The 24,225-nt window shown below is 64.0% G+C and carries 23 protein-coding genes; 11 read left to right on the top strand and 12 right to left on the bottom strand.

The genetic code is table 11. The features are described 5' to 3' along the window. Positions 1–82: 82 nt before the first annotated feature. Complete coding sequence (locus BN1132_RS14925; RefSeq protein ID WP_157005451.1) at positions 83–337, bottom strand: DUF6719 family protein; 255 nt, start codon at positions 335–337, stop codon at positions 83–85. Positions 338–803: 466 nt separating this feature from the next. Here BN1132_RS14925 and BN1132_RS14930 point away from each other — a divergent pair, with 466 nt between their 5' ends. From BN1132_RS14930 to BN1132_RS14940, 4 genes are all read left to right on the top strand, one after another. Beyond that, positions 804–1,460: a Bax inhibitor-1/YccA family protein gene (locus tag BN1132_RS14930; protein ID WP_042078530.1), complete on the top strand. Its 657-nt coding sequence runs from the start codon at positions 804–806 to the stop codon at positions 1,458–1,460. 95 nt (positions 1,461–1,555) lie between these two features. Continuing rightward, positions 1,556–1,723: a hypothetical protein gene (locus BN1132_RS20045; RefSeq protein WP_157005453.1), complete on the top strand. Its 168-nt coding sequence runs from the start codon at positions 1,556–1,558 to the stop codon at positions 1,721–1,723. Position 1,724: 1 nt separating this feature from the next. Continuing rightward, positions 1,725–3,866 (top strand): YccS family putative transporter, encoded by a 2,142-nt coding sequence (yccS, locus tag BN1132_RS14935; RefSeq protein WP_042078531.1) that lies wholly within the window; start codon positions 1,725–1,727, stop codon positions 3,864–3,866. 160 nt (positions 3,867–4,026) lie between these two features. Further along, a complete protein-coding gene (locus BN1132_RS14940; protein ID WP_042078532.1) occupies positions 4,027–4,371 on the top strand; it encodes a TusE/DsrC/DsvC family sulfur relay protein in 345 nt (114 codons plus the stop codon). 107 nt (positions 4,372–4,478) lie between these two features. Here the strand turns inward: BN1132_RS14940 and dedD are convergent, their stop codons facing one another. The 7 genes from dedD to BN1132_RS14975 form a co-directional block, all read right to left on the bottom strand. Continuing rightward, entirely contained in the window at positions 4,479–5,279 is an 801-nt protein-coding gene (gene dedD, locus BN1132_RS14945) for a cell division protein DedD (RefSeq protein ID WP_042078533.1), read from the bottom strand. Positions 5,280–5,423: 144 nt separating this feature from the next. Then, the gene (gene folC, locus BN1132_RS14950; RefSeq protein WP_042078534.1) at positions 5,424–6,677 is read right to left on the bottom strand and encodes a bifunctional tetrahydrofolate synthase/dihydrofolate synthase; all 1,254 of its coding nucleotides are present in this window, start codon (positions 6,675–6,677) and stop codon (positions 5,424–5,426) included. Between the two features lie 2 nt (positions 6,678–6,679). Beyond that, positions 6,680–7,543, bottom strand: coding sequence for an acetyl-CoA carboxylase, carboxyltransferase subunit beta (gene accD, locus BN1132_RS14955; RefSeq protein WP_042078535.1), 864 nt, complete (start codon positions 7,541–7,543; stop codon positions 6,680–6,682). Between the two features lie 119 nt (positions 7,544–7,662). Continuing rightward, complete coding sequence (truA, locus tag BN1132_RS14960) at positions 7,663–8,472, bottom strand: tRNA pseudouridine(38-40) synthase TruA (protein ID WP_042078536.1); 810 nt, start codon at positions 8,470–8,472, stop codon at positions 7,663–7,665. 164 nt (positions 8,473–8,636) lie between these two features. Further along, positions 8,637–10,742: a FimV/HubP family polar landmark protein gene (locus tag BN1132_RS14965; protein WP_042078537.1), complete on the bottom strand. Its 2,106-nt coding sequence runs from the start codon at positions 10,740–10,742 to the stop codon at positions 8,637–8,639. Positions 10,743–11,028: 286 nt separating this feature from the next. After that, positions 11,029–12,045 carry an aspartate-semialdehyde dehydrogenase gene (locus tag BN1132_RS14970; RefSeq protein ID WP_042078538.1) on the bottom strand — a complete coding sequence of 339 codons (1,017 nt, stop codon included), beginning with the start codon at positions 12,043–12,045 and terminating at the stop codon, positions 11,029–11,031. Between the two features lie 140 nt (positions 12,046–12,185). Further along, a complete protein-coding gene (locus tag BN1132_RS14975; RefSeq protein WP_042078539.1) occupies positions 12,186–13,313 on the bottom strand; it encodes a 4-phosphoerythronate dehydrogenase in 1,128 nt (375 codons plus the stop codon). Between the two features lie 243 nt (positions 13,314–13,556). Between BN1132_RS14975 and BN1132_RS14980 the strand changes: the two genes are divergently transcribed. Further along, positions 13,557–14,279, top strand: coding sequence for a phosphatase PAP2 family protein (locus BN1132_RS14980; protein ID WP_042078591.1), 723 nt, complete (start codon positions 13,557–13,559; stop codon positions 14,277–14,279). 62 nt (positions 14,280–14,341) lie between these two features. Here the strand turns inward: BN1132_RS14980 and BN1132_RS14985 are convergent, their stop codons facing one another. Then, positions 14,342–15,163, bottom strand: a complete 822-nt coding sequence (locus BN1132_RS14985; protein WP_042078540.1) for a MetQ/NlpA family ABC transporter substrate-binding protein — start codon at positions 15,161–15,163, stop codon at positions 14,342–14,344. A 353-nt stretch (positions 15,164–15,516) separates the two neighbouring features. On the opposite strand from BN1132_RS14985, the gene BN1132_RS14990 reads away from it, so the two are divergent. The 3 genes from BN1132_RS14990 to BN1132_RS15000 all read left to right on the top strand — a co-directional run bounded on the left by BN1132_RS14990 (position 15,517) and on the right by BN1132_RS15000 (position 16,717). Next, complete coding sequence (locus BN1132_RS14990) at positions 15,517–15,903, top strand: VOC family protein (RefSeq protein WP_042078541.1); 387 nt, start codon at positions 15,517–15,519, stop codon at positions 15,901–15,903. A 77-nt stretch (positions 15,904–15,980) separates the two neighbouring features. Then, positions 15,981–16,520, top strand: coding sequence for a hydrolase (locus tag BN1132_RS14995; protein WP_042078542.1), 540 nt, complete (start codon positions 15,981–15,983; stop codon positions 16,518–16,520). Positions 16,521–16,525: 5 nt separating this feature from the next. Further along, on the top strand, positions 16,526–16,717 hold the full coding sequence (locus BN1132_RS15000) for a hypothetical protein (protein ID WP_244462950.1): 192 nt from the start codon (positions 16,526–16,528) through the stop codon (positions 16,715–16,717). Between the two features lie 18 nt (positions 16,718–16,735). Here BN1132_RS15000 and modF read toward each other — a convergent pair whose 3' ends face one another. Continuing rightward, positions 16,736–18,190, bottom strand: a complete 1,455-nt coding sequence (modF, locus tag BN1132_RS15005) for a molybdate ABC transporter ATP-binding protein ModF (RefSeq protein WP_042078544.1) — start codon at positions 18,188–18,190, stop codon at positions 16,736–16,738. A 121-nt stretch (positions 18,191–18,311) separates the two neighbouring features. After that, entirely contained in the window at positions 18,312–20,684 is a 2,373-nt protein-coding gene (ppsA, locus tag BN1132_RS15010) for a phosphoenolpyruvate synthase (RefSeq protein WP_042078545.1), read from the bottom strand. A 307-nt stretch (positions 20,685–20,991) separates the two neighbouring features. Here ppsA and ppsR point away from each other — a divergent pair, with 307 nt between their 5' ends. Continuing rightward, positions 20,992–21,804, top strand: a complete 813-nt coding sequence (ppsR, locus tag BN1132_RS15015) for a posphoenolpyruvate synthetase regulatory kinase/phosphorylase PpsR (protein ID WP_042078546.1) — start codon at positions 20,992–20,994, stop codon at positions 21,802–21,804. Positions 21,805–21,924: 120 nt separating this feature from the next. Here ppsR and BN1132_RS15020 read toward each other — a convergent pair whose 3' ends face one another. Then, positions 21,925–22,218 carry a hypothetical protein gene (locus BN1132_RS15020; RefSeq protein ID WP_084202974.1) on the bottom strand — a complete coding sequence of 98 codons (294 nt, stop codon included), beginning with the start codon at positions 22,216–22,218 and terminating at the stop codon, positions 21,925–21,927. Between the two features lie 47 nt (positions 22,219–22,265). On the opposite strand from BN1132_RS15020, the gene BN1132_RS20050 reads away from it, so the two are divergent. Then, a complete protein-coding gene (locus BN1132_RS20050) occupies positions 22,266–22,550 on the top strand; it encodes a hypothetical protein (RefSeq protein ID WP_157005456.1) in 285 nt (94 codons plus the stop codon). Positions 22,551–22,575: 25 nt separating this feature from the next. Beyond that, positions 22,576–23,952 carry an amino acid permease gene (locus BN1132_RS15025; protein ID WP_042078547.1) on the top strand — a complete coding sequence of 459 codons (1,377 nt, stop codon included), beginning with the start codon at positions 22,576–22,578 and terminating at the stop codon, positions 23,950–23,952. Positions 23,953–24,225: the final 273 nt, after the last annotated feature.

Genomic DNA, 24,225 nt, shown 5'->3' on the forward strand with positions numbered 1-24,225 from the left:
TCGGCGTGCAACCATAGAAAAGAGCCGAGGCGATCGCCCCGGCTCTCTTTGTTGCAGTGAGTTCACCCAGCAGAGTCCCGCCTCATTGCGGACGCGGCACGCACTCCACCTGGCGCGGGATATTCTTCTTCGCATCCCCTCCGATCAACTGCTTCACCTGACCGGCCGGACACCTGCCATCATCCACATAGCGCTTCTGCCCATGGGGCAGCGCCCCCGGGGGCGGATCCTGGCTCAGATATTCGATGGGGGCCGGCACCAGGGCGGCGCACCCCGTCATCAGTCCCGCCACCAGCAATGCCGCCAGCCACCTCACCCTCTTCCATGCAACCGCCATAGGCCACTCCCTCTGTGTGATCCGGATGCGCCGGGCTAGAGGCGCCCGGCCCGCATCGACTCAGGGGAGTGTAGCCATCCCGCCCCTTGGGCCGAAACCCGTCACGGGCGGCATTCCGACGATTCCAGACACAGCCGACGCACGCCCTCCCCTGCCGCAGGCCAACCCTGACAACCGAGGAGGGAGGAGAGTCCTCGGCCCTCATGCCGCACAGGGGCGCCTTCTGGCTGGTCGACAGCCAGGCCGGGGAAGGGGGACGCCCTGCCATGGACAGGGAAGCGGTGCGGCCCAGAATGGCAACGCCCTCCACTTGTTCATGCGCAATACATCTTTGCTCCGGGATAGTAGGCACCTCGCAGGTGGGGAGGCGCTTGAAATCAGCGCTCGTCATCCACACATTCAGTGCATACAATGCGTTAACGAAGCACAATGGGTTGCTTCACCCGGAAATCAAGAGGACATCAAGATGGATACCCGTTCTATCTATACTGGCACCCAGGGTGCCGTGCGCGACACCAACAAGGTGCTGCGCAACACCTACATGCTGCTCTCCCTCACTCTTGGCTTCTCCGCCGTGGTAGCCGGGGTTGCGACCGTGATGAACCTGCCCCCCCTGCACTGGGCCGTGTTCCTCATCGGCGTCTACGGTCTGATGTTCCTGACCGAGAAGAACCGCGACAACGGCATGGGGCTGGTATTCACCTTCGCCCTGACCGGCCTGCTGGGCTATAGCCTGGGCCCCATCATCAACATGTACATGAACAACGGCGGCGGCGAGATCGTGATGACGGCGCTGGGCGGTACCGCACTCACCTTCTTCGGCCTGTCGGCCTATGCCCTGACCACCAAGCGTGACCTCTCCTTCCTCGGCGGCATGCTGTTCGTCGGGTTCTGGGTGCTGCTGGTGGCCATGGTCGCCAACATCTTCCTGCAGATGAGCGCCCTGAGCCTGGCCCTGTCCGCCATGTTCATGCTCTTCTCCTCCGGCGCCATCCTGCTGACCACCCAGCAGATCGTGCGCGGCGGCGAGACCAACTACATCTCCGCCACCGTCACCCTGTATGTCTCCATCTACAACATCTTCCTGAGCCTGCTGAGCCTGCTTGGCGGCAACCGCAACTGATGGATGCTTGAGATGCACAAGACCCCGCTTCGGCGGGGTTTTTATTGGCACCTGTTTCTGTCAGGATAAGTTGCAAATCAAGGATATGAAGCGAAGTGGCCCTGATCCAAATCAGGGCCGTTTCGTTGTCGACGGGTTATGCTTTCGCTTTCGTTTCGCTCAAGGGTTGCCTTCATCCCATGCCGATGGATTTCTCCGGACTGCTGCGCCGGCTGCTGACCGACAGCCGCATCGATGTCACTTCGCTCAAGGGTGGTGCCTAGCATGCCCATGGACTTCTCCAGTTTGCTGCGCCGGCTACTGACAGACAGCCACATCTATTTCGCCCTCAAGGTCCTGCTCGCCATCCTGGGGCTGCTCGCCTTTGCGCTGGCCACCGGTGACATCCAGCTCACCGTGCTGCTCTCCCTCGGGGTGGTGGCGGGCGCCATCGCCGAGACCGACGACAGCCTCTGGGGCCGAGTCAAGAACCTCGCCATGACGCTGGTGTGCTTCCTGTTCGCCTCATTGTGCGTGCAATACCTCTTCCCCACCCCCTGGCTGTTTGCCCTGGGACTCGCGGGGTCCACCTTCCTCTTCGTGATGGTGGGAGCCCTCGGTCAGCGTTACGCCACCATCAGCTTCGGCTCCCTGCTCATCGCCATCTACACCATGCTGGGGGCCGCCAAGGCACCGGATCTGCTCTATCAGCCGCTGGCACTGGGAGCTGGCGCCCTCTGGTACGGCCTGGTGTCGCTGGTCTGGCTCTGGCTGCTGCCCTACAAGACCCTGCACGAGCAGCTGGCCCAGAGCTACTTCGCCCTCGCCCGCTACCTGCAGGAGAAGTCCCGCTTCTTCCCGGCGGACGAGCACGGCGCCCAGGCCATCCGCCACAACCTGGCCCAGCTCAACATCAACCTGGTCAACGCCCTGAACCAGGCCAAGACGGCGCTCAATGCCCGTCTTCATGCCCCCGGCCGCCACGGGGTGGCCCCCGAGCTCGCGGGCCTGCTGCGCCTCTACCTGCTTGCCCTGGAGATCCAGGAGCGGGCCACCTCCAGCCACTACCCCTACAGCAAGCTGGAAGCCGAGCTCAAGCAGGGCATCGTCCTCGACGGCTTCCAGGAGGTGCTGTCACAACTTGCCGACGCCTGTCAGCAGCTCGGCTACGCCATCCTGGTGCACAAGCCCTACACCCACCACAAACGCATTCACTGGACCCTGGAGGCCCTCGGCGATCAGCTGGAGTTCACCCACCTCAAGCAGCACTACCCCAAGACCCTGCTGACGCCGATGAAGTTCCTGCGCCGCAACCTGGCCAGCATCAACCAGCTGCTGCAAAGCGCCGAGGAGCTGCAAAACCCCGCCGCGCCGCCCACCAGCCTGCCTCCCCTGGCACGACCGGTCGCCCTGCCCCTGCTGACCCTGCTCAGGCAGCACCTGACCCCGAACTCCATGGTGTTTCGTCACGCCCTGCGGCTCTCGCTGGGCCTGGTGGTGGGCTATGGCATCCTGCAGGCATTCAGCCTGGACAAGGGGTACTGGATCCTGCTCACCGTGCTCTTCGTCTGCCAGCCGAGCTACAGCGCCACCCGCCGTCGCCTGGTGCAGCGGATGCTCGGCACCTTCGCCGGCATCCTCATCGGCGTGCCCGTGCTCTGGCTCTTCCCCGAGCTGCACCTGCAGCTCGGGATCATGGGGCTCGCCGCCTTCCTGTTCTTCACCCAGGTGCGCAGCAACTACAGCGCCGCCGTCTGCTTCATCACCCTCTATGTGCTGATGGCGTTCAACCTGCTGGATGGCATCGGCTTCGCCATCCTGGGGCCCCGCCTGCTCGATACCCTGCTAGGCTGCCTGCTCTCCTACGCCCTGGTGGCCTGGCTCTGGCCGGACTGGCAATACAAGCGGCTGCCGACCCTGATTGCCAACTCCCTGTCCGCCAATGCGAAGTACCTCTCGGCGGTGCTCGCCAGCCTGCATCGCCAACGGGATGAATCCCTGGACTACCGGGTGGCCCGCAAGTGCGCCCACCTCGCCGACAGCGAGCTGGCCATGGCCTGGCAGAGCATGCTGGTGGAGCCGAGCAAGCGCCGCCGCTTCCTCGACCTCTGCTTCACCCTCACCTGGCGCAATCATGCCCTGCTCTCCTACATCTCGGCGCTCGGGGCCCATCGCGACAAACTCGAGCCCATCGAGGGGCTGGAGGAGATCAGCCGCCACATCAGCCAGACCCTGGAGCAGGCCGCCGGCCACCTGGCGGGGGAGATGCCGATCCCGCTCGCGGGAGCCTGTCCGGCCATCGCTCCGGAGAGCAGCGAGGAGCAGCTGATGCTGAGCCAGCAGCTCACCCTCATCAGCCAGCTAGCGGACGAGTTGCTGATGCTCGCCAACGACGGCCAGTTGTTGACCCGGCAGGATCAGGCCTGAGGACGCTGATCTCGCGACCAGAACCCCTGGCGGCAGGGCCATGATCGGTAAAGGGGCGTGGCGGTGCCTCAGCACCGGTTGCCGATCCGGGGTCAAGGCGCTACCATGCCCGCCCAATCCCAATAACCCAGTCCCGACAGCCCCTTTGTGAGGAGCCCTTATGTCTGAGCATCATCAGCTGGAATTCAACGGCCAGGCCATCGAGACCGATGCCCAGGGCTATCTGCGTCATGTCACGGACTGGAGCGAGGCGCTGGCGCTGGTGCTGGCCGAGCGGGAGGGGATAGTGCTGGAGGCGCCCCATTGGGAAGTGGTGCGGTTCGTGCGGGCATTCTACCTGGAGTTCAACACCTCCCCCGCCATCCGCGCCCTGGTCAAGGCGATGGAAAAACAGTACGGCCCGGAGAAGGGCAACAGCCGCTACCTCTACAAATTGTTCCCGGAAGGCCCCGCCAAGCAGGCCACCAAGATCGCGGGCCTGCCCAAGCCGGTGAAGTGCATCTAGGCCTCCTCGGCTGCCCGATGGCCATACTCCCCTCCCCGTTTTGGACACAAAAAAAAAGACCGCGCCCATGTGGCCATGAGGCGCGGTCTTTTCATTTCATCACCCTGTCAGGGGTTGTAGGCCACCACTGAGCCGCTCAAGCCGGTCATCTGGCTGATCCGGCTCTGCATGCCCTGCAACTTCGCCTTGGAGACATCCGGCCCGATGAAGACCCGGTTGATCTGCCCCTGCACCGGGGTTCTCGGCGACGTCTGGGCCGAGTAGCCCGCCGCCCTCAGCTTGCTCACCAGGGCATTGACGCTGTCTGCATTCTTGAAGGCGCCGAGCTGCAGGATCCAGCTTCCCTGGGTCGACGTGGCGGCAGGAGCCGGGGCCGGCTGGGCCATCTTGCTCGCGATAAGATCATCCATGGATTTGATCTGGCCCGCCTGCGGCTTGGCCTCCACCGGCTTTTGCACCTCTACCGGCTTGGGGGGCACCGGCTTGGGCTTGGGTTGCTCCACCGGCTTCCTGGCGATCACTTCCGGCTTGGGCTCGGGTTTGGGCTGCGGCTTGGGTTGTGCCACGGCCTGCACCGGCTGCTGGGTGACGGGCGCCTGGTTGGTCACCGTCGGGTTGATTCCCGCCTGATTGGCCAGGGTCACGGTGTCGCCGATCTCCTCCACCTGCCACTGGGTCGCGGCAGAGGCCTGCTGCTGGCTCGCCAGATGCTCGGCCGGCAGGGTGCTCGCCGCCGAGACCTGAAGGTCGGGCTTGGCGGGCTCCAGCTCCGGACGCAGCGGGATCTTGGCGAAGGCCTCGTCCTTCTGCTCCAGCTTGTTGCCGTCCATCAGGTCCGGCAGAAAGATGACCACCAGGGCGACCAGGATGACGGTCCCCACCAATCTGTTTTGAAACTTCGAAGCCAAGTTAATTCCCACCCATGTTGCTTAGTATTTTTGCAATTTTGCCGGCATCAACCATGAACGGCCCCTCACGCCATTCCGTTTTGAAACCTCAGCACCAGGCAGCGCCCTGCCCGTGTCGCTGGACCCATGATGCGCAGAAACGGCTCAGGCGCTCGCCGCCAGCACGTCGGCGACAGTGTAAAACGAGCCGAACACGATGACCATATCATCAGGACTCGATACGGCCAGAGCAGCCTCATAAGCCTCGCTCACCGACTCAAACTGCGCGACCGGCCCCTGTTCACCCAGGGCGGCGGCCAGCTGGGCCGCCGTGGCGGCACGGGGACCGTGAAGGCTCGCGAGATACCACCCATCGACAAGCCCCTGAAGCTCCTTAAGGGAACCCGCCATGTCCTTGTCCTTGAGCATGCCCACCACGGCACGGCGCTTGCCCTTGCAGGGGAGCAGGCGCAGCTGGTTCGCGAGATAGGCCGCCGAATGGGGATTGTGGGCCACGTCGACGATGACGGCGGGATCGCTTTGCAGACGCTGCATCCGCCCCGCGAGGCGGGCATTGGCCAGCCCTTCGCGGATGGCGGACTCCGCCAGCGGCAGGCCGAGGGACTCCAGCGCCGCCAGCACGGTGACCGCGTTCATCAGCGGCAGGGCCGGCTTGGGCAGCCCCAGCCAGTGGTGCAGGCCGTGGTAATCCCAGTCGCCTTCGTGCTCGTCCCCACGAAAATCGCGGCCCACCTGACGCAGGCAGGCGCCGAGGCGCGCCGCTTCGCTCGCTATGGTCGCAGGCGGATTGGGCTCCCCGCTGATGGCGGGTTTACCTTTGCGATAGACGCCGGCCTTCTCCACTGCCACCGCCTCCCGGGTATCCCCGAGCCAGTCGCAGTGATCCAGCGCGATGGAGGTGATCATGGCGACGTCCGATTCCACCACGTTGGTGGCATCGAGCCGCCCCCCCAGCCCCACTTCCAGCAGGAGCACATCCGGGGCGGAGCGGCGAAACAGCCACAGACCCGCCAGGGTGGCGAACTCGAAGAAGGTGAGGGCGATGTCGCCCCGGGCCGCCTCCACCTCGGCAAAGGCGGCGCAGTGCTCCTCATCGGGCAGCTCGGCCCCATTCACCCTGACCCGCTCGGCAAAGCGCAACAGGTGTGGCGAGGAGTAGACCCCCACCTTGTAGCCCGCCGCCATCAGTATGCTGGCGGCCATGGCGCAGGAGGAGCCCTTGCCGTTGGTGCCCGCCACCGTGATCACCTTGAACGGCAGCGCGGTGAGGCCCATGCGCCGGGCGACGGCGCCGACCCGCTCCAGCCCCATGTCGATGTTGACCGGGTGGATCTGCTCCAAATAAGAAAGCCAGTCGACCAGCGACCGGCTTTGGGATTGTTGCATGTGTGAACTCATCTTCAGTCTTCGATGACCTGAGTGTTCATCAGCTTGGCCAGCAGGCCGGCCAGGCGGTTGCGCATCTCGCGGCGGTCGATGATGAGATCGATGGCGCCCTTCTCCAGCAGAAACTCGGAGCGCTGGAAGCCTTCCGGCAGCTTCTCGCGCACGGTCTGCTCGATGACGCGGGGGCCGGCGAAGCCGATCAGCGCCTTGGGCTCACCCACGTTGATGTCACCCAGCATGGCCAGGCTCGCGGAGACGCCCCCCATGGTGGGATCGGTCAGCACGGAGATGAAGGGCAGGCCCGCCTTGGTGAGCCTGTCGAGCGCCGCACTGGTCTTGGCCATCTGCATCAGGGAGAACAGGGCTTCCTGCATCCGCGCCCCACCGGAGGTGGAGAAGCAGACCAGGCCGCGGCCCTCCTTGATGCTCTCCTCGACGGCGCGCACGAAGCGGGCGCCGACCACGGAGGACATGGAGCCACCGATGAAGGAGAACTCGAACGAACAGGCGACGACCGGCACCCCCTTGAGGGTCCCCTTCATCACCACCAGCGCATCTTTTTCTCCCGTCTCTTTCTGGGCGGCAGACAGACGATCCTTGTAGCGCTTGGAATCCTTGAATTTCAAGATGTCTTGCGGCTCCAGCTCGGCCGCGACTTCACTGCGACCATCGACGTCGAGGAAGCTCTCGAGACGGGCGCGGGCGCTGATGCGCATATGATGATCACACTTGGGGCACACTTCGAGATTGCGCTCCAGTTCTGCCCGGTAGAGCACCTGTTCGCAAGCAGTACACTTGGTCCACACCCCTTCCGGAATGTTGTGACGACGCGGTGTGGTGATCTTGCTCTTGGGAAGGATCTTCTCAAGCCAGCTCATGGAATTCCTTAATGCATTTGTGCCTGACAAAACACATCGAGCCTAGATTGTTCAATGACTTAAGGGCTCGATGGCAATAAACGACGGATCATTAAACCACAAATTTTCGGGCCCAGTTACTAAAAACTGGTCGTACCCGGTGCCGAGTCCGGCAGCCAGAGCGGCCCGAGGGGCAACTGGGGCAGGCCGAACTCGGCCGGGTAATCCACGTCCACCAGATAGAGGCCGCCCGCCTTGGCGGTGGGGCCCGCCAGGTTGCGATCCTTCGCCGCCAGCACCTCGGCAATCCACTCCACCGGCTGAAGACCCTGCCCCACCAGCAGCAGGGAGCCGGTGATGTTGCGCACCATGTGGTGCAGGAAGGCGTTGGCCTTGATGTCGAGCACTATATAAGGGCCGGAGCGGCTGACGCACAGGTGGGTCACGTTGCGCCAGGGGGTGTTGGACTGGCAGGCGACGGCCCGGAAGGTGCTGAAGTCGTGTTCGCCCAGCAGGGACTGGCCGGCCTGGTGCATCAGCTCGGCGTCGATGGTTTCGTGGTAGTGGCTGACGCCGCTGCCGAGAATGGCCGGGCGGTAGTTGTGGTTGTAGATGACGTAACGGTAGCGACGGGCGGTGGCGCTGAAGCGGGCGTGGAAGTGCTCGTCCACCTCCTTGACCCAGCGCACGGCGATGTCAGGGGGCAGGTTGGAGTTGAGCCCCAGGGTCCAGGCCCCCTCGGCGCGATTGGACTCGGTATCGAAGTGGATCACCTGGCCGGTGGCGTGCACCCCCGCATCGGTGCGACCGGCACACTGGATGGAAACGGGGTGGTTGGCGATGCGGCTGAGGGCTTTTTCCAGCTCCTCCTGGACGCTGATCACTTCGCGCTGACGCTGCCAGCCGAAATACCGGCTGCCGTCATATTCAATACCTAGGGCAATTCGCATGGATAACGGTGTCTTCTGATGAAAGGATGCGGTGAAAGAAACGGGGCGGATTATACGCGCTCGGGCTCAAAAGTCCCAGACCGTGGAGGCGGCGGCACTCGTGGCCATCAAAGAGAGGGCAGCCCGCAGGCTGCCCTCTTGGTTCGTTCGCCGGCAAACGGCCCTTATCCCAGGCGCTTGAGCAGCTTCTGTGCCTCGGCGCGCTGGTGCTCGCTGCCCTGGGCTGCGGCCTCTTCCAGCAACTCCCGGGCGCTCTCCTTGTCGTCGATCTCGAGGTAGGCCCGGGCCAGATCCAGCTTGGCCCCCACCCCGCCGTCGTCGGCATCCACGTCGAAACCGTTGGACTCCGGCAACACCTCGGGGAAACCGTCAAGCCCCACGTCCAGGGAGAAGCCCTGATAGGGTTCCTGCTCCGTGCTGCTGGCGTTGGCCTCGGCCAGGAGCTTGTCTATCTCCACGTAGTCGTTGGCCTGCACTTGCTCGCGGGGCTTCAGATCGCCTGCATGGGGCTCCACCTCGGCGAAGGCATCCTCGAAGTCCGCCAGGGCCAGCTCGTTGGGATCCCAGGCCGGGCTCGCCCCCTTGGTGGGTTCCAGCCCGAGTTCGGCCAGCATGTCGTCCACGTCATCCTTGCCATAGCCGGCCCCCTCCTGAGCGTCCTTGGCGGCAGGCGCGTCCTGGGCTGGCTCGCCAAAGCCGGTCTCCACATCGCTCAAGTCGAAGTTGTCGAACGGCTCGTCACGGCGGCTCCGGCTCTCTGCCTGGGCCTTGGCCAGATCCGCCTCGAGATCCGCATCCAGCTCGGCAAACAGGGCGGCCTGCAGCTCCTCCTCCGTCATGACCTCGTCGCGGGCACGGGGGGCGGCATCAGACTCGTCGGAGAGATCCAGTTCGGGCACCACGGGGAGATCGAAGCCCCCCTCGTGGGCCAGATCGAGCTCTGGCACCAGATCCGGATCCCGGTTCGCCGTCGCCACCGCGGGCTCCACGTCGAAGGCGGACAGGGCGGTCTCGTCATCACTGAAGATGACGTCGGCCGAGGCATCGGCCCCGCCCTGTTTCCCGCTGCCATCCGGTTCGTTGAGATCCGGCATGGGGTGCAGGGGGTCTTCATCCGTGATGCCCACCGTCATCAGCTGATCAAACTCGCTGCTCTCGTCCCCCATCACCATGGAGGTCGATTCGGACAGGCTCTTCTCCTGCTCTTCCAGCTCGCGGCGCGCGCGGGCCCGCAGCCAGAGCGTCACCAGGGCCAGCACCAGCAGCACCGGCAGCAGGATGATCATGGCGAGGTTGAGCGGCGAGGAGAGCAGCTCCATCAGCCAGCTCTGCTTGGGTGCGGGTGCCACCACGGGGGGCACCGGCTTGGCCTTGAGCTCCGCCACCTCCTTTTGCAGCGCGGTCTGATCCTGCAACTGGGCCTTGAGGGTCTCCACCTCTTCGGTCAGGGATTGCAGACGCAGCTTGAGCCTGTGGTTCATCTCGGTGACCTGGCCGAGCTGGGCGTTGGCATCTTCCAGCGCCAGCGCCATCTCGGTGGAGGGCTTGCCCACCGGGGTAGCGGGGAGAGGGGTTGGCGCCGTGCCGGCGGCGCTGCTCGCGGCACTGTTCGCCGCCACGGGGGCGGGCGCGGCCTTGGCGGTCTCCTTCACCTCGGTGGCAGGAGCGGTCACCTTGGGCGCCGCCGGGATCGGGGCCGCCTTGGGGGCGGCAGCAGGTTTGGCCGGCGCAGGCTGACTGGCGACGGGCTGCGCGGTGCGAGCCTGCTTGCTGGCCAGGTATTTGGGGCTCAGCCCCTTCCAGCTGGCGTTGTCGCTGTTGAAGCGGCGGCGCGCCTCGGCATCCGTGATGCGGCCCGCCTCGGCCGCCGTGGGCAGCAGGATGTGGGAGCCCACCAGAATGTGGTTGATGTTGCCATCGGCAAAGCTTCTGGGGTTCTTGTCATAGATGGCCACCATGGTCTGGTAGACGCTCACCCGATTGGAGGGGCGATGCTTGCTCGCCAGGCTCCAGAGGGTATCGGTGGGACGAACGGGACCATAACTGCCCGCCTTCGCAGAAGCCACCTGACGCACTATCGGCTCTGCCTTGGGCAATACGACGGGGGCCACGGGCTGGGCCTGGGGCTCTGGTTGCACCGCGGGGGGCGGTGAGCCGTCCGGCCCCTTGAGCTCGACAAAGAAAGGCTCTCGCCCCGCCTCGTCGGCCTGAACCGTGCCCAGAAGCCCCAATGCGAGTAGCGTTGCCAGCGTTATGCGGGAATGTCCCATATTCGTTCCTTCGTATGACGGCCCTATCACATTGAAAAATCTGGATAGTTACCCCAAAACAATCGGCTCAATATAAATCAGGCGCCGGTCTCAAGCCAGCGATCCGACATATTTCGCGCCCGGCCGCTGCCAAATAAGAGCCCCGGACGCGAACCAGAGTGTAGAAAAAAACCTAGTTCACTGATATCTCTCAAGATTCCAAAAACCGGAGAGTGGGTTCCCGGTCACATCCCGGCGCCACGGCGCCGGCGCAAGGGCGGGGTTCCCTCCCCGCCGCAGGCCGGCATCAGAGGTAGTCGCGCACCAGCAGTTCGGCAATCTGCACGCTGTTAGTCGCCGCGCCCTTACGAACGTTATCGGCCACGATCCACATATTGATACCGCAAGGGTGAGAAATATCCTGGCGCACCCGTCCGACCAGCACCTCATCCTTGCCGGTGGCGTCGCGCACCGGGGTCGGATAGTCGTGCTCGTCGTCAAACAGGGTGACGCCCGGGGCATGGCGCAGCAGCTCCTTCACCTGTTCGGCGTCCAGCGGCTGATGCAGCTCCACGTGGACCGCCTCGGCGTGGCCGTAGAAGACCGGCACCCGCACGCAGGTGGGGTTCACGGCGATGCTGGCATCCCCCAGGATCTTCTGGGTTTCCCACACCATCTTCATCTCCTCGCGGGTGTAGCCGTTGTCGGTGAAGGCGTCGATCTGCGGGATGAGGTTGAAGGCGATCTGCTGCGGGTAGAGGGCGGGCTCCACCGGGCGACCGTTGAGCAGGTGAGCGGTCTGGCCCGCCAGCTCGCTCACCCCCTCCTTGCCGGAGCCGGAGACGGACTGGTAGGTCGCCACGTTGATGCGGGCGATGCCCACCTCGTCGTGCAGGGGCTTGAGCGCCACCAGCATCTGGATGGTGGAGCAGTTCGGGTTCGCGATGATGTTGCGGTTGCGAAAATCCGCCAGGGCGTCCGGGTTCACTTCCGGGATCACCAGGGGGATGTCCTCGTCGTAACGGAAGCAGGAAGTGTTGTCGATGACGATGCAGCCGTGCTCGGCGGCAATCGGCGCCCACTTGGCAGAGACCTCGGCCCCGGCGGAGAAGAGGGCTACTTGCACCTGGCTCCAGTCAAACGCCTCCACGTCCAGGATCTCGACGTTCTTGCCGCCAAAGCGCACCGTGTCGCCGGCACTGCGGCTGGAGGCCAGCGGATAGAGGGTGGCGACCGGGAAGCCGCGCTCCTCCAGGATCTCGATCATGGCCTCACCCACGGCGCCGCTCGCGCCCAATACCGCTACGTTGAATTGCTGACTCACTGTTGTCTCTCCTGTGATGCTGCCTGTCGGGGCCGGGCATGGGGCCTCCGGGTGGCAAGCGTGATCGTCTGATGGCGGCCCGGCACCACGCCGGGCCGAGGCGAAGAACCGGCCTTGCGCCCGGATCCTCGCCGTTGAAATTAGGTTGATGCGCCCACGACGGCAAAGCCCAGGCGGGCCAGCCTGTCGTCGGCGAAGGGGCCCTTCACCTGCAGGGAGGAGAGCTCGCGCCGCTCCGGGTAGCGCTTGCGCTGCTCGTCGAAGCTACCGGGCAGCCCGATCCGGTTGCGAAAACGGGCGTCGTCCCGGCGCACGTCATAGATGAGGTGGACGAGCTGCTTGATGAGGCCCTGATCCGCCGGCTGACCCGGCGTCACGTCGCGCACCTCGGGGGCGGGCAAGAGGGATTGCAGATCCTGGCGCGGCATGCGCCCCAGCTGCCGGCAGAGCGCCTCATAGAGCATCCAGGTGCCGCGGGCCTTGCCCTCCAGGCTGTAACCTGCGATGTGCGGCGTGGCTATCTCGGTGTAAGGCACCAGGGCTTCTAGGGGCTCGGGCTCCCCTTCCCAGACGTCCATCACCAGCCTGAGTGGGGCCGGGCCTTGCTGGCGGGCGAGCAGGGCCCGGTTGTCCCACACCTCGCCGCGGGAGGCGTTGATGAGGATCTGCCCGGCCGGACGGGCCGCTATCTCGCGCTCCCCCAGCAGGTGGAAGGTGGCATCCTGTCCCTCGCGGGTATAGGGGACATGGAAGCTGACGATGTCGGCGCCAAGGGCGGTCCGGTAGTCCACGTAGTCGCCGGCCGCGCCGCTACGGACCCGGGGCGGGTCGCAGCGCAGCACCTTCATGCCGAGCGCCTCGGCCTTGCCGGCCACGCTCTCGCCGGTGTTGCCGGCGCCGATGACGGCGAGGCTCATCTCGCTCAAGTTCAGCTCGTGACGCTCGGCCAATACCAGCAGGGCCGAGAGCACATAGTCGCCGACCGACACCTTGTTGCAGCCGGGGGCGCTGAAGAAGGGAATGCCCCGCGCCGCCAGCAGGCCCTGATCGATGTGGTCCGTGCCGATAGTGGCGGTGCCGACGAAGCCCAGCCTGGGGCTGGTCGCCAGCAACGCTTCGTTGACCCGGGTCACGGAGCGCACCAGCAGCACGTCCGCCTCTTGCAGATCCGCCGCCGTTATTGCTCTTCCCGGCAGGGGGATCACTTCACCAAATTCGGCAAACAGCTCCAGGGCATGGGGCATATTTTCATCAACGACGATCTTCATCGACACGGGTCTCAATCCACAAGGGCCACAGGCGCGCCATTCTAGCCCAAACGCACCGAATTTTCAGAGGCTTGTTCTCGAACTCCCCACCCGGCACAGAGGGGCGGCGCCGCCACGGGCTGGCGACCTCCCTGTGTAACAGCATGTTGCCCCACGCCGCCCCCGGCTTGACCGCTGGGGCCTGGCTGGCACAATGGCGCCTCCTTGTTAGCCGCGCCCAGCGCCACCGACCAGAGCTCCGCCATGCCGACCCACTCCTCTTCACTGCCCCGCCGTCAGGTGCTTGGCTTCAACGCCGTGCTGCTGTTGCCGCTACTGTTGCTCGTCTGCCTGCCCTGGCAGCCCTTCATGAGCGACGCCCTGCACTCGGGCTGGCTCTGGTGGCCCTATGCCCTGACCCGGATGGTGGACCTGCCGGGCATCGCCGTCACCGTTGCCGCCCTGTTGCTGCTGACCCGACACAAGCTGACGCTGGATGGTCGCGCCCTGCTGGCGCTGGCCGGCGCCATGTTTGCCGTACTGGCGAGCGACTGGATCATCAAGAGTCTCGTCAAACAGCTGACCGAGGAGCCCAGACCCTACCTTCTCTGGCTGGAACGCCAGGAACTTATCCCCGCCATCCGCCAGTTCTATGCCGGCAGCCTGGCGCTTCGCGGCGAACAGGTCCACGCCGCGACCCAGTTGCTGGCGCTGCCCGCCTGGCTCGGCCAGCACTGGCAGGCAGAGGTCAACTACGCCTTCCCCTCCGGCCACAGCATCGCCGCCATGAGCCTGGCCCAGTTCTTCGGCCTGATCTGGCTGGCCCGCGCCCCCGCCGGGGTCTGGCTGCTGCCGCTCTGGGCCCTCGGCATCGGTCTGTCGCGCACCCTGATCGGCATGCACTGGCCCCTGGACGTGCTGGCGAGCGCCCTGCTCGGCAGCCTGACCGCGCTCCTGGCCGCCCGCTGGTGGCTGCGCCACTACTGACGCCTCCCCTTTGTCCAATGAAAACGGGCACCTGGGTGCCCGTTTTCATTGCTGCTTCAGCCTCAGCCCTTTTGCTGCCAGCCCTCGGGGTACTTGTAGCCGACGAAGCGCTTGACGGCGTAGGCCTTGAACTCGGGGGAGTTGTAGGCGGCCGCCACGTCCTTGGCGAACGGCTTGTCTGCGTCGGCGCTCTTCACCACCACCCAGTTGATGAAGTCGTAGCTGCGCTCGAGGAAGAGTCCGGAGCTGAACGGGATGCCGCTCGAGGCGGCGAAGTTGCCGTTGATGACAGAGAAGTCCACGTCCTCACGGGAGCGCGGCAGTTGCGCCGCCTCCAGCAGCACCAGCTTGAGGTTGTGGGGGTTGTTCACCACGTCGAACTCGCTCGCCTTGAGGGGGTTTATCCCCTCCTTGAGGGTCAGCCAGCCCAGATCCTGCAGCATCAGCAGCGCCCGCGCCTGGTTGGTGGGATCGTTCGGGATGGCGACCGAGCTCCCCTCTTTCACCGCCTTCAGCTCCCCCAGTTTGCCGGCATAGAGCCCCATAGGGCCGGTCGGCACCTGGGTGATGGGCGCCAGCGACAACCCCCTGTCTTTGGAGAAGCTATCCAGATAGGGCTTGTGCTGGAAGCAGTTCACGTCCAGCGAGCCATCGGCCAGGGCGATGTTGGGGGTCACGTAGTCGGTGAACTCCACCAGCTTGACCTGGTAGCCCTTGGCCTCGAGCTGCGGCTTGATGGAGTCGGTCACCATGTCGGCAAAGTCCCCGACCGTGGTGCCGATGACGATCTCCTTCTTGGCCGGATCGGCGGCCAGAACGGAAAGCGGCAGGCTGCCGGCCAGCAGGGCCAGGGCGGAGAGGGTGAAGAAGGTACGACGCTGCATAGAAACTCCCTGTCTACATGATGATCAAAACGGTGGTCGTGGGTATCGTGGAAGAAGAAACACCACAACCATCTAGCCATCCAAACGGCTAATTGAGACCACCATAACAGAGCGTGTTCCCTTCGCCAAGCAACAAAACCGGGCAAGCTTGCCCGAATGCTGGCTGAGCCAGGCCGGTGCCTGGATAGAAAATTTTTGACAGAACACACAGTTGCGGCTTTCTCCCATCCCGTAGAAGGCAGCATATGGCCTACTGTGGTCAGTCGGCCCCCATCATTCGGGGAATACGGCAGGTGGCTCCGAGGGGCGACATTGCCCTCACCCCCTTCATCCATTCAGCACAAGGAGTGGCAATGTTCGATCATGTTGAAATCAAGGTGGTGCGTTTCGACGACTGCCAACGCTTCTACGCAACCGTGCTGGCGCCCCTCCTGATAGAACTCAAATGGGCAGACAAAGACGCCGCAGGTTTCGGCCGGCTTGGTCACGACAAGGTAGGCTTCCTGATTGAGCGGGGCGACCAGGGCGCCCCCTGCCATCTTGCCTTCGCGGCCAGCACCGCGGCGCAGGTGGATGCGTTCCATCGGACTGGCGTCATGGCCGGCTTTGCCTGTAACGGGCAGCCGGGGCTGCGCCCCCACTATGCCCCCGATTATTACGCCGCCTTCCTGCGCGATCCGGACGGCAACAACATAGAGGCATTGGCCTACCTTGCGCCCTCTGGCATGGCGAGTGCGTGAAGAGGCGCAGCTTGCCAGCAGAAGCCGGTATCTTTGACCTAGGGGCCAGGAAACCCGCCACAAACGAGGAGAAAATCATGCTTGAACGCCGCGACGTCGGCCTGCTGGTCGTGGATATCCAGGGCAAGCTCGCCCGCCTGGTGGAGGGGAGCGACTCGCTCATCGCCAACACGGCCAGGCTGGTGCAGGGTGCGAAGGCGCTGGGCCTGCCGGTGGTCTGGCTGGAGCAAAATCCCGAGAAACTCGGCGCCACCGTGCCCGAGTTGCGGCCGCTGCAGGCGGAGGATCCCGTGCTGACCAAGTTCAGCTTCGGTGCACTGGGGGAGCCGGCCGTGGCCGACACCCTCGCGAGGACGGGAGTCAGCCACTGGCTGGTGTGCGGCATCGAGACCCATATCTGCGTCTACCAGAGCGTGCTGGGACTGCTGGCGGGCGGCGCCCGGGTCTCCCTGGTGGTGGATGCGGTGTCGTCCCGCAGTGCCGCCAACCGGGATCTCGCCATCGGTCAGCTGGCGGCCAGGGGGGCGGCCCTCACCTCCGTGGAGATGTGCCTCTTTGATCTGATGGGGGATTGCCGCCACCCGGCGTTTCGCCAGATCCTCTCCCTGGTGAAGTGACCGCCATGATGGACAACATGGCGCCCCTGATGTTTGCCCTCATCGCCTTCGGGGTGGCGCTCACGGTAACCATGACGGGCATGGCGGCCACCCGCCACTATCTGGCCTGGCTCTGGCTGGGGATCATGCTCTTCTTCGGGCTGTGGTGGGTGCTGCTGGGCCTGCCTGCGCTCCTCGCCGAACCGACCCCTCTCTGATCATACCGCCCGGGCGGCTCAGTCCCCCAGGCGCTCCTGCAGATAGTCATAACCCCCCTCTTCCCTCGGCACGAAACTCAGTCGGTGGGTGAGGCCGGGGGGGGCATCCTCCGGATGGTGGGAAACGAACAGCAGCTGGGTACCCTCGCCGATGAGGCGCACCACCAACGCCCGCACCAGATGGCGGTTGAGGGGATCCAGCCCCTGCAGAGGTTCGTCCAGGATGAGCAGCGGCGGATGTTTGACCAGGGCCCGGGCGATCAGCACCAGCCGCTGCTGGCCGAAGGAGAGGCTGTGGAAGGGCTGAGCCCCCTGCTCCTTTAACCCCAGCAGGGCCAGCCACTCGTTGGCCATCGCCAGCTGACGATCCCCCGGGCGGGTATAAAGCCCGATGGAGTCGTAGAAGCCGGAGAGGATCACCGCCAGCACCGAACAGCTCACGCGATAGTCCAGATGCAGCGCCGGGCTCACGAGCCCGATATGGCGCTTGATCTCCCAGATGCTCTCGCCGCTGCCCCGCCGCCGCCCGAACAGATGGAGCTCATTGTTGTAACCCTGCGGGTGATCCCCGGTGATGAGGGAGAGCAGGGTCGACTTGCCGGCCCCGTTCGGTCCCACCAGTTGCCAGTGCTCCCCCTCGGCAATGGTCCAGTCGAGCCCGTCGATCACCACCTGGTCCCCGTAAGCGATACGCATGGCTTTCATGACCACCCGTGGGCCTGAAGGCAAGGGCACGGGAGTCGCGAGCGGAGGCGGCAAGCGGGGGGAGACGGCTTCGGCGCGCGCCAGCTGGGCCACCTCCCGGCTGCCGAGCACGGCATCGCGCTCCCCCGCCAGCAGCAGGCGACACTCGCCGAGCAGGCCAAGGTGGGTGGCAAAGGGCGGGATCTCGTCGAAGCGGTTGACGATCACCACCAGACGCAGCCCTTCGCTCACCAGGTGTGCCAGCAGCGACATCAGGGAGGCTCTGGCCCCCTGATCCAGCCCATCGAAGGGCTCGTCCAGCACCAGCAGCTCGGGCCGTCCCAACAGGGCCCGGGCCAGCAGCAGCTTGCGCCCCTCCCCGCTCGAGAGGTAACGGTAGGGACGATCCCACAGGGACTCGATGCCGAAGCGCGCCAGCAGCGAGCGGGCCTGCGCCTCCTCACCCCCCTCCTCCAGCATCAGGGTCGACACTTGGTAGCCCGCCTCCTCCTCTTCCCCCAGCATGTCGGTGTTGCGCCGCTGGAAATCGCGCTCGCCCAGTTGCTGCTGCGACTCGAACGAGAGTCGCTCGGCCCGGACCCGACCCGTCACAACCCCGGTACGCACCGCCAGCTCGCCGCACAGGGCCGACGCCAACGCCGTCTTGCCGCTGCCATTGCTGCCGACAAAGGACCAGCAGGCCTGCGGGGTGAGACAGAGTTCGGGAATAATCAGGGAGTGTTGGCCACGCAGGGCCAGGGTGGCGGATTGCCACTGCAATGAGGTCATGGGGTCGTCCTGTGAGTCGCGGGAAGCAGCCTTGCTGCCCTCCCCTTGTAACAGAAAAAGGGGGGCGCAGACAAAAACGGCGCCATTGCGGCGCCGTATCGTTGAAGAGCGGGGGACGGGCTTAGCCGGCCTTGTGCTGCTCGGCCAGATAGAGCCAGGTATCGACCACGGTATCCGGGTTGAGGGACACCGAGTCTATGCCCTGCTCGACCAGCCAGGCGGCGAAGTCCGGATGATCGGACGGCCCCTGGCCGCAGATCCCGACATACTTGCCCGCCTTGCGGGCGGCGGCGATGGCCATGGCCAGCAGCGCCTTGACCGCCTCGTTGCGCTCGTCGAACAGGTGGGCGATGAGTCCGGAGTCCCTATCAAGTCCAAGCGTGAGCTGGGTCATGTCGTTGGAGCCGATGGAGAAGCCGTCGAAGTGCTCGAGGAACATGTCCGCCAGCAGCGCATTGGAGGGCAGCTCGCACATCATGATGACCTTGAGGCCCCGCTCGCCGCGGCGCAGGCCGTTCTCCGCCAGGATCTCCACCACCTGCTCAGCCTCGCCGACGGTGCGCACGAAGGGGATCATCACCTCGACGTTGGTCAGCCCCATGACATCCCGCACCCGCTTCATCGCCTCGCACTCCAGGGCGAAGCAGGGGCGGAAGCTGTCGGCGATGTAACGGGACGCGCCACGGAAGCCGATCATGGGGTTCTCCTCGTGGGGCTCGTAGCCACGGCCCCCCACCAGGTTGGCGTACTCGTTGGACTTGAAGTCCGACATCCGCACGATGACCCGCTCCGGCCAGAAGGCGGCGGCCAGGGTGGCGATGCCCTCGGTCAGCTTGGCGACGTAGAACTCGCGGGGGCTCTCGTAGCCCGCGATCATCTTATTGATGGTGGCTTGCAGCTCGGGCGTCTGCTTGTCGAACTCCAGCAGCGCCTTGGGGTGGACCCCTATCATGCGGTTGATGATGAACTCGAGGCGGGCCAGACCCACGCCGGCATTCGGCAGCTGGGCAAAATCGAAGGCGCGGTCCGGATTGCCGACGTTCATCATCACCTTGATGGGCAGGCGCGGCATGTTGCCCACCTCGGTCACCGCCACGTCGAAGTCGAGTTCGCCGTCATAGATGAAGCCGGTGTCCCCTTCCGCGCAGGAGACGGTGATGAGCTGACCATCCTGGATGCGGTCGGTGGCGTCACCGCAGCCCACCACAGCCGGAATGCCGAGCTCCCGGGCGATGATGGCGGCGTGGCAGGTGCGCCCGCCCCGGTTGGTGACGATGGCGGAGGCCCGCTTCATGATGGGCTCCCAATCCGGATCCGTCATGTCGGTGACCAGCACGTCGCCGGGCTGCACTTCATCCATCTGGCTGATGGAGGAGATGACCCGGGCCGGGCCCGCACCAATCTTGTGGCCGATGGCGCGCCCCTCGATCAGCACCTTGCCGGATTGCTTGAGGGCGAAGCGCTCGAGGGTGTTCGCCTCCTGACGGCTGCGCACGGTTTCCGGACGGGCCTGAACGATGTAGAGCTTGCCATCCTGACCATCCTTGGCCCACTCGATGTCCATCGGGCGACCGTAGTGTTGCTCGATGATGAGGGCCTGCCTGGCCAGGGCCATCACCTCCTCGTCGGTGATGCAGAAGCGGCTGCGCTCGGCATCGGTGGTGTCGACCACCTTCACCTGACGGCCGTGGCCGGCGTCGTCGGAGTAGGTCATCTTGATGAGCTTTGACCCTAAGGTCTTGCGCACCACGGCGGGGCGACCCGATTTCAGGGTCGGCTTGTGCACATAGAATTCGTCCGGGTTGACGGCCCCCTGCACCACCATCTCCCCCAGGCCCTGGGCGCCGGTGATGAAGACCACATCGTTGAAGCCGGATTCGGTGTCCAGGGTGAACATGACGCCGGAGGCGGCCAAGTCCGAGCGCACCATGCGCTGCACCCCGGCGGAGAGCGCGACGCCCTTGTGGTCATAGCCCTGATGCACCCGGTAGGAAATGGCGCGATCGTTGAAGAGGGATGCAAACACATGCTTGATGGCGGTCATGACAGCATCTATGCCGCGCACGTTGAGGAAGGTCTCCTGCTGACCGGCGAAGGAGGCGTCCGGCATGTCCTCGGCAGTGGCGGAGGAGCGCACGGCAAAGGAGGCCTCGAGCCCGGCGCTCAGCTTGGTGTAGGCCTCGCGCACCGCCTGCTCCAGCGCGGGCTGGAACGGCGCCTCCACCACCCAGTCGCGGATCTGCTGGCCGGCCCGGTTGAGGGCGGCGATGTCGTCCACGTCCAGGCTGTCGAGCAGGTCGTGGATCTTGCCGTTGAGGCCGCTTAACTCCAGAAACTCGTTAAACGCAAAGGCGGTGGTCGCAAAGCCACCCGGCACGGACACGCCGGCACCGGAGAGGTTGCTGATCATCTCGCCAAGGGATGCATTCTTGCCGCCGACGCGCTCTACGTCCTGCATACCGAGCTGTTCGTACCAGAGTACGTACTGTTGCATTTGCATGTCTCCAGGTTGGGGGGCCAGGGTGACAACTCACCTGCTGTGCCAAGTCATGTGTTTTTGTTAGTGTCTGTTGCCAACGACCGTGAAAACGTTTTCTATTTATGGTCAAAAAAATCCCCGAGCAAGAGTTGGGGATGGTCGTTTGACACAGGCATTCTACAATAGCGACACAAAAAGGTAACGACTCAGGTTTGCAAGCGAGTTCACAACTTGGGCACGGCAGATCTGTTGACAAAAACGATATGGTTTCGAGAGATACTTGTTTCTCGTCATCCCCCGGAGCGCACCACAGGAGCCCCCAGTGCACACCGTATTCTATGTATCCGACGGCACCGCCATCACCGCCGAAGTCTTCGGTCACGCCGTGCTGAGCCAGTTTCCCCTGGCCTTCGAGCAGGTCACCATTCCCTTCGTGGAAACCCTGGAGAAGGCGCGCCAGGTGCGGGCCCGCATCGACGAGCAGTTCCGCCAGACCGGGGTTCGCCCCATCCTGTTTCACACCATAGTCGACCCGCAAGTACGGGAAGAAGTGCTCAAGGCCCAGGCCAGCAGCCACGACTTTCTCAACACCTTCGTGAGCCCCCTCGAACAGGAGCTCGGGATCAAGGCCGAGCCCAGGCTCCACCGCACCCACGGCATGGAGAACCGCAAGCTCTACGACGATCGCATCGAGGCGGTCAACTTCGCGCTGGCCAACGACGACGGCATCACCACCAAGGAGTATGACGAGGCGGACATCATCCTCATCGGTGTCTCCCGCTGCGGCAAGACACCGACCAGCCTCTACCTGGCGTTGCAATTCGGCATCCGCGCCGCCAACTACCCCTTCATCGAGCAGGACATGGGCTCCCTGGATCTACCCGCCCCCCTCAAGGCCAACCGCCACAAGCTGTTCGGCCTCACCATAGCGCCACAGCGGCTGCACGAGATCCGCAACCAGCGCCGTGCCAACAGCCGCTACTCCTCGCTTGATCAGTGCAAGCAGGAGCTGGCCAGCGTCGAGCGGCTGTTCCGCCAGGAGGCGATCCGCTTCCTCGATACCAGCTCCCACTCGGTGGAGGAGATCAGCGCCAAGATCCTGGAAGCCACCGGGTTGCGCCGCCAACTCTGCTGACGATGCGAATCACAGCAGCGAGAAACACCAGCACAATCACCACTGTCAAGATAAGTGAACGATTGAAACGGTAGGGATGTGAAGCCGATGACGCCAGCGGGGTGGCTGGCGTCATCCTGCTCAGGGATTGGGCGGGGAAACCGGCTTGTTGAGCTCCCTGTTGTTCATCAACATGCCATAAAAACCCGGCAAGCCGTGGCACCTGCGCACCCGCTCGCTCAGCCAGCAGGCGGGGAACAGGCCGAGGCCCGCAGCCAGGGCCAGCACCATGACGATATGGCTCACCAGATACTCCGCCCCCAGCCATCCCCAGACCACGAGGCAAACCATCGCCATCGTCAACAACATGGGGGAAAGCCAGACACCCAGCCACAGCACGGCAGTCAACAGACCACCGACAACACGCTCGATCATATGAGTCCCTTCTGGAGAAGCCGGCAATAACCCATATTTCTGGCAACTTGTCAAATACCGAAAATCCAACTGACCACAAAACAACCAATCACTTCCAGAACCCCTTTCCAGATCATAAAAAACCTGCATGGCGCACAAAAAGCCAGCTGATGATGATGAAAACAGGTGCATGGGCGAGCGTTTATCACTATTCTGCTCGGGTTGGTAGCCGCCATAAAAAACAGCAGGCGGCGAACCGTAACGATATAAATACGGATTTCGTCACGTTTTCGGCACAAGATGCTGCGCCTGGCACAGGAAGTGCCATGGCCGACGAGGCGGAAGACGAGTGAATTCAGCGACGTTAAGGAAGGAAGAATGGATCTTCAACAAAACGGCGAAGAGCTCAAGCGCGGCCTGAAAAACCGCCATATCCAGCTCATCGCACTGGGCGGTGCCATCGGCACCGGCCTGTTCCTCGGCATTGCCGACACCATCAAGATGGCGGGTCCCTCCGTCCTGCTGGGTTACGCCATCGGCGGCTTCATCGCCTTCCTCATCATGCGCCAGCTCGGTGAGATGGTGGTGGAAGAGCCGGTTGCCGGCTCCTTCAGCCACTTTGCCTACAAGTACTGGGGCGACTTCGCTGGCTTCGCCTCCGGCTGGAACTACTGGGTGCTCTATGTACTGGTGAGCATGGCGGAGCTGACGGCGGTCGGCATCTATGTCCAGTACTGGTGGCCCGAGATCCCGACCTGGATGTCGGCGGCCTTCTTCTTCGTGCTGATCAACGCCATCAACCTCTCCAACGTCAAGGCGTTTGGCGAGATGGAGTTCTGGTTCGCCATCATCAAGGTGGTCGCCATCCTCGGCATGATAGGCTTCGGCGGTTATCTGCTGTTCTCCGGCACCGGTGGCCCCGAGGCCACGGTCAGCAACCTCTGGGCACAGGGCGGTTTCTTCCCGAATGGCGTGGGTGGGCTGGTGATGGCCATGGCCTTCATCATGTTCTCCTTCGGCGGCCTGGAGCTGGTCGGCATCACGGCGGCGGAAGCGGACAATCCCGAGAAGAGCATCCCAAAAGCCACCAATCAGGTGATCTACCGCATCCTGATATTCTACATCGGCGCCCTGACTGTGCTGCTCTCCCTCTACCCCTGGGGTAAAGTCGTCGAAGGCGGCAGCCCCTTCGTGATGATCTTCCACGCCCTGGACAGCAACCTGGTGGCCAACGTGCTGAACCTGGTGGTGCTGACCGCCGCGCTGTCTGTGTACAACAGCTGTGTCTACTGCAACAGCCGCATGCTGTTTGGCCTGGCCAAGCAGGGCAACGGACCCAAGGCCCTGCTCAAGACCAACAAGAGCGGCGTACCCCTGACTGCCATCACCATCTCGGCCGCAGCCACCCTGCTGTGCGTGCTGATCAACTACCTGATCCCTGGCAAGGCCTTCGGTCTGCTGATGTCCCTGGTGGTCTCCGCCCTGGTCATCAACTGGGCCATGATCAGCCTGGCACACCTCAAGTTCCGCAAGGTCAAGGCCGCAGAAGGCGTCACCACCAAGTTCAAGGCACTGTGGAGCCCGTTTGGCAACTACCTCTGCCTCGCCTTCATGGCCGCCATCCTGGTGATCATGTACATGAACGACGGCACCCGCATCTCGGTCGAGCTGATCCCGGCCTGGGTCCTAGTGCTCGGCATCGGCTATCTGCTCAAGCAGAAGAGCCAGCGCAAGGTAGCCACCACCCTGGGCTAAGCATCACGCCCCTCCTATGCAAATGCCGGTCTGTGACCGGCATTTCTAATTAAAAAACGCCAATAATTCATACTGTTATTTTTAACGCTGATTCAATCCCCCCATTTATCCCCCCACTTGTTTTTCTAATGGTAAAATTCTGGCCTCTAGCCGAGGCACTACTGGACCCTCACGTGGAGGTATCGTGAAAGGCAGCTTTAGAGTGCATGTGTAGCAATACCTCAGGACCACCAGTATCGAAACCATTCTGATAAATACGCCGAGTTAAGTCAG

Source organism: Aeromonas sanarellii (assembly GCF_000820085.1).
In the GTDB taxonomy this organism is placed as follows: Bacteria; Pseudomonadota; Gammaproteobacteria; order Enterobacterales; family Aeromonadaceae; genus Aeromonas; species Aeromonas sanarellii.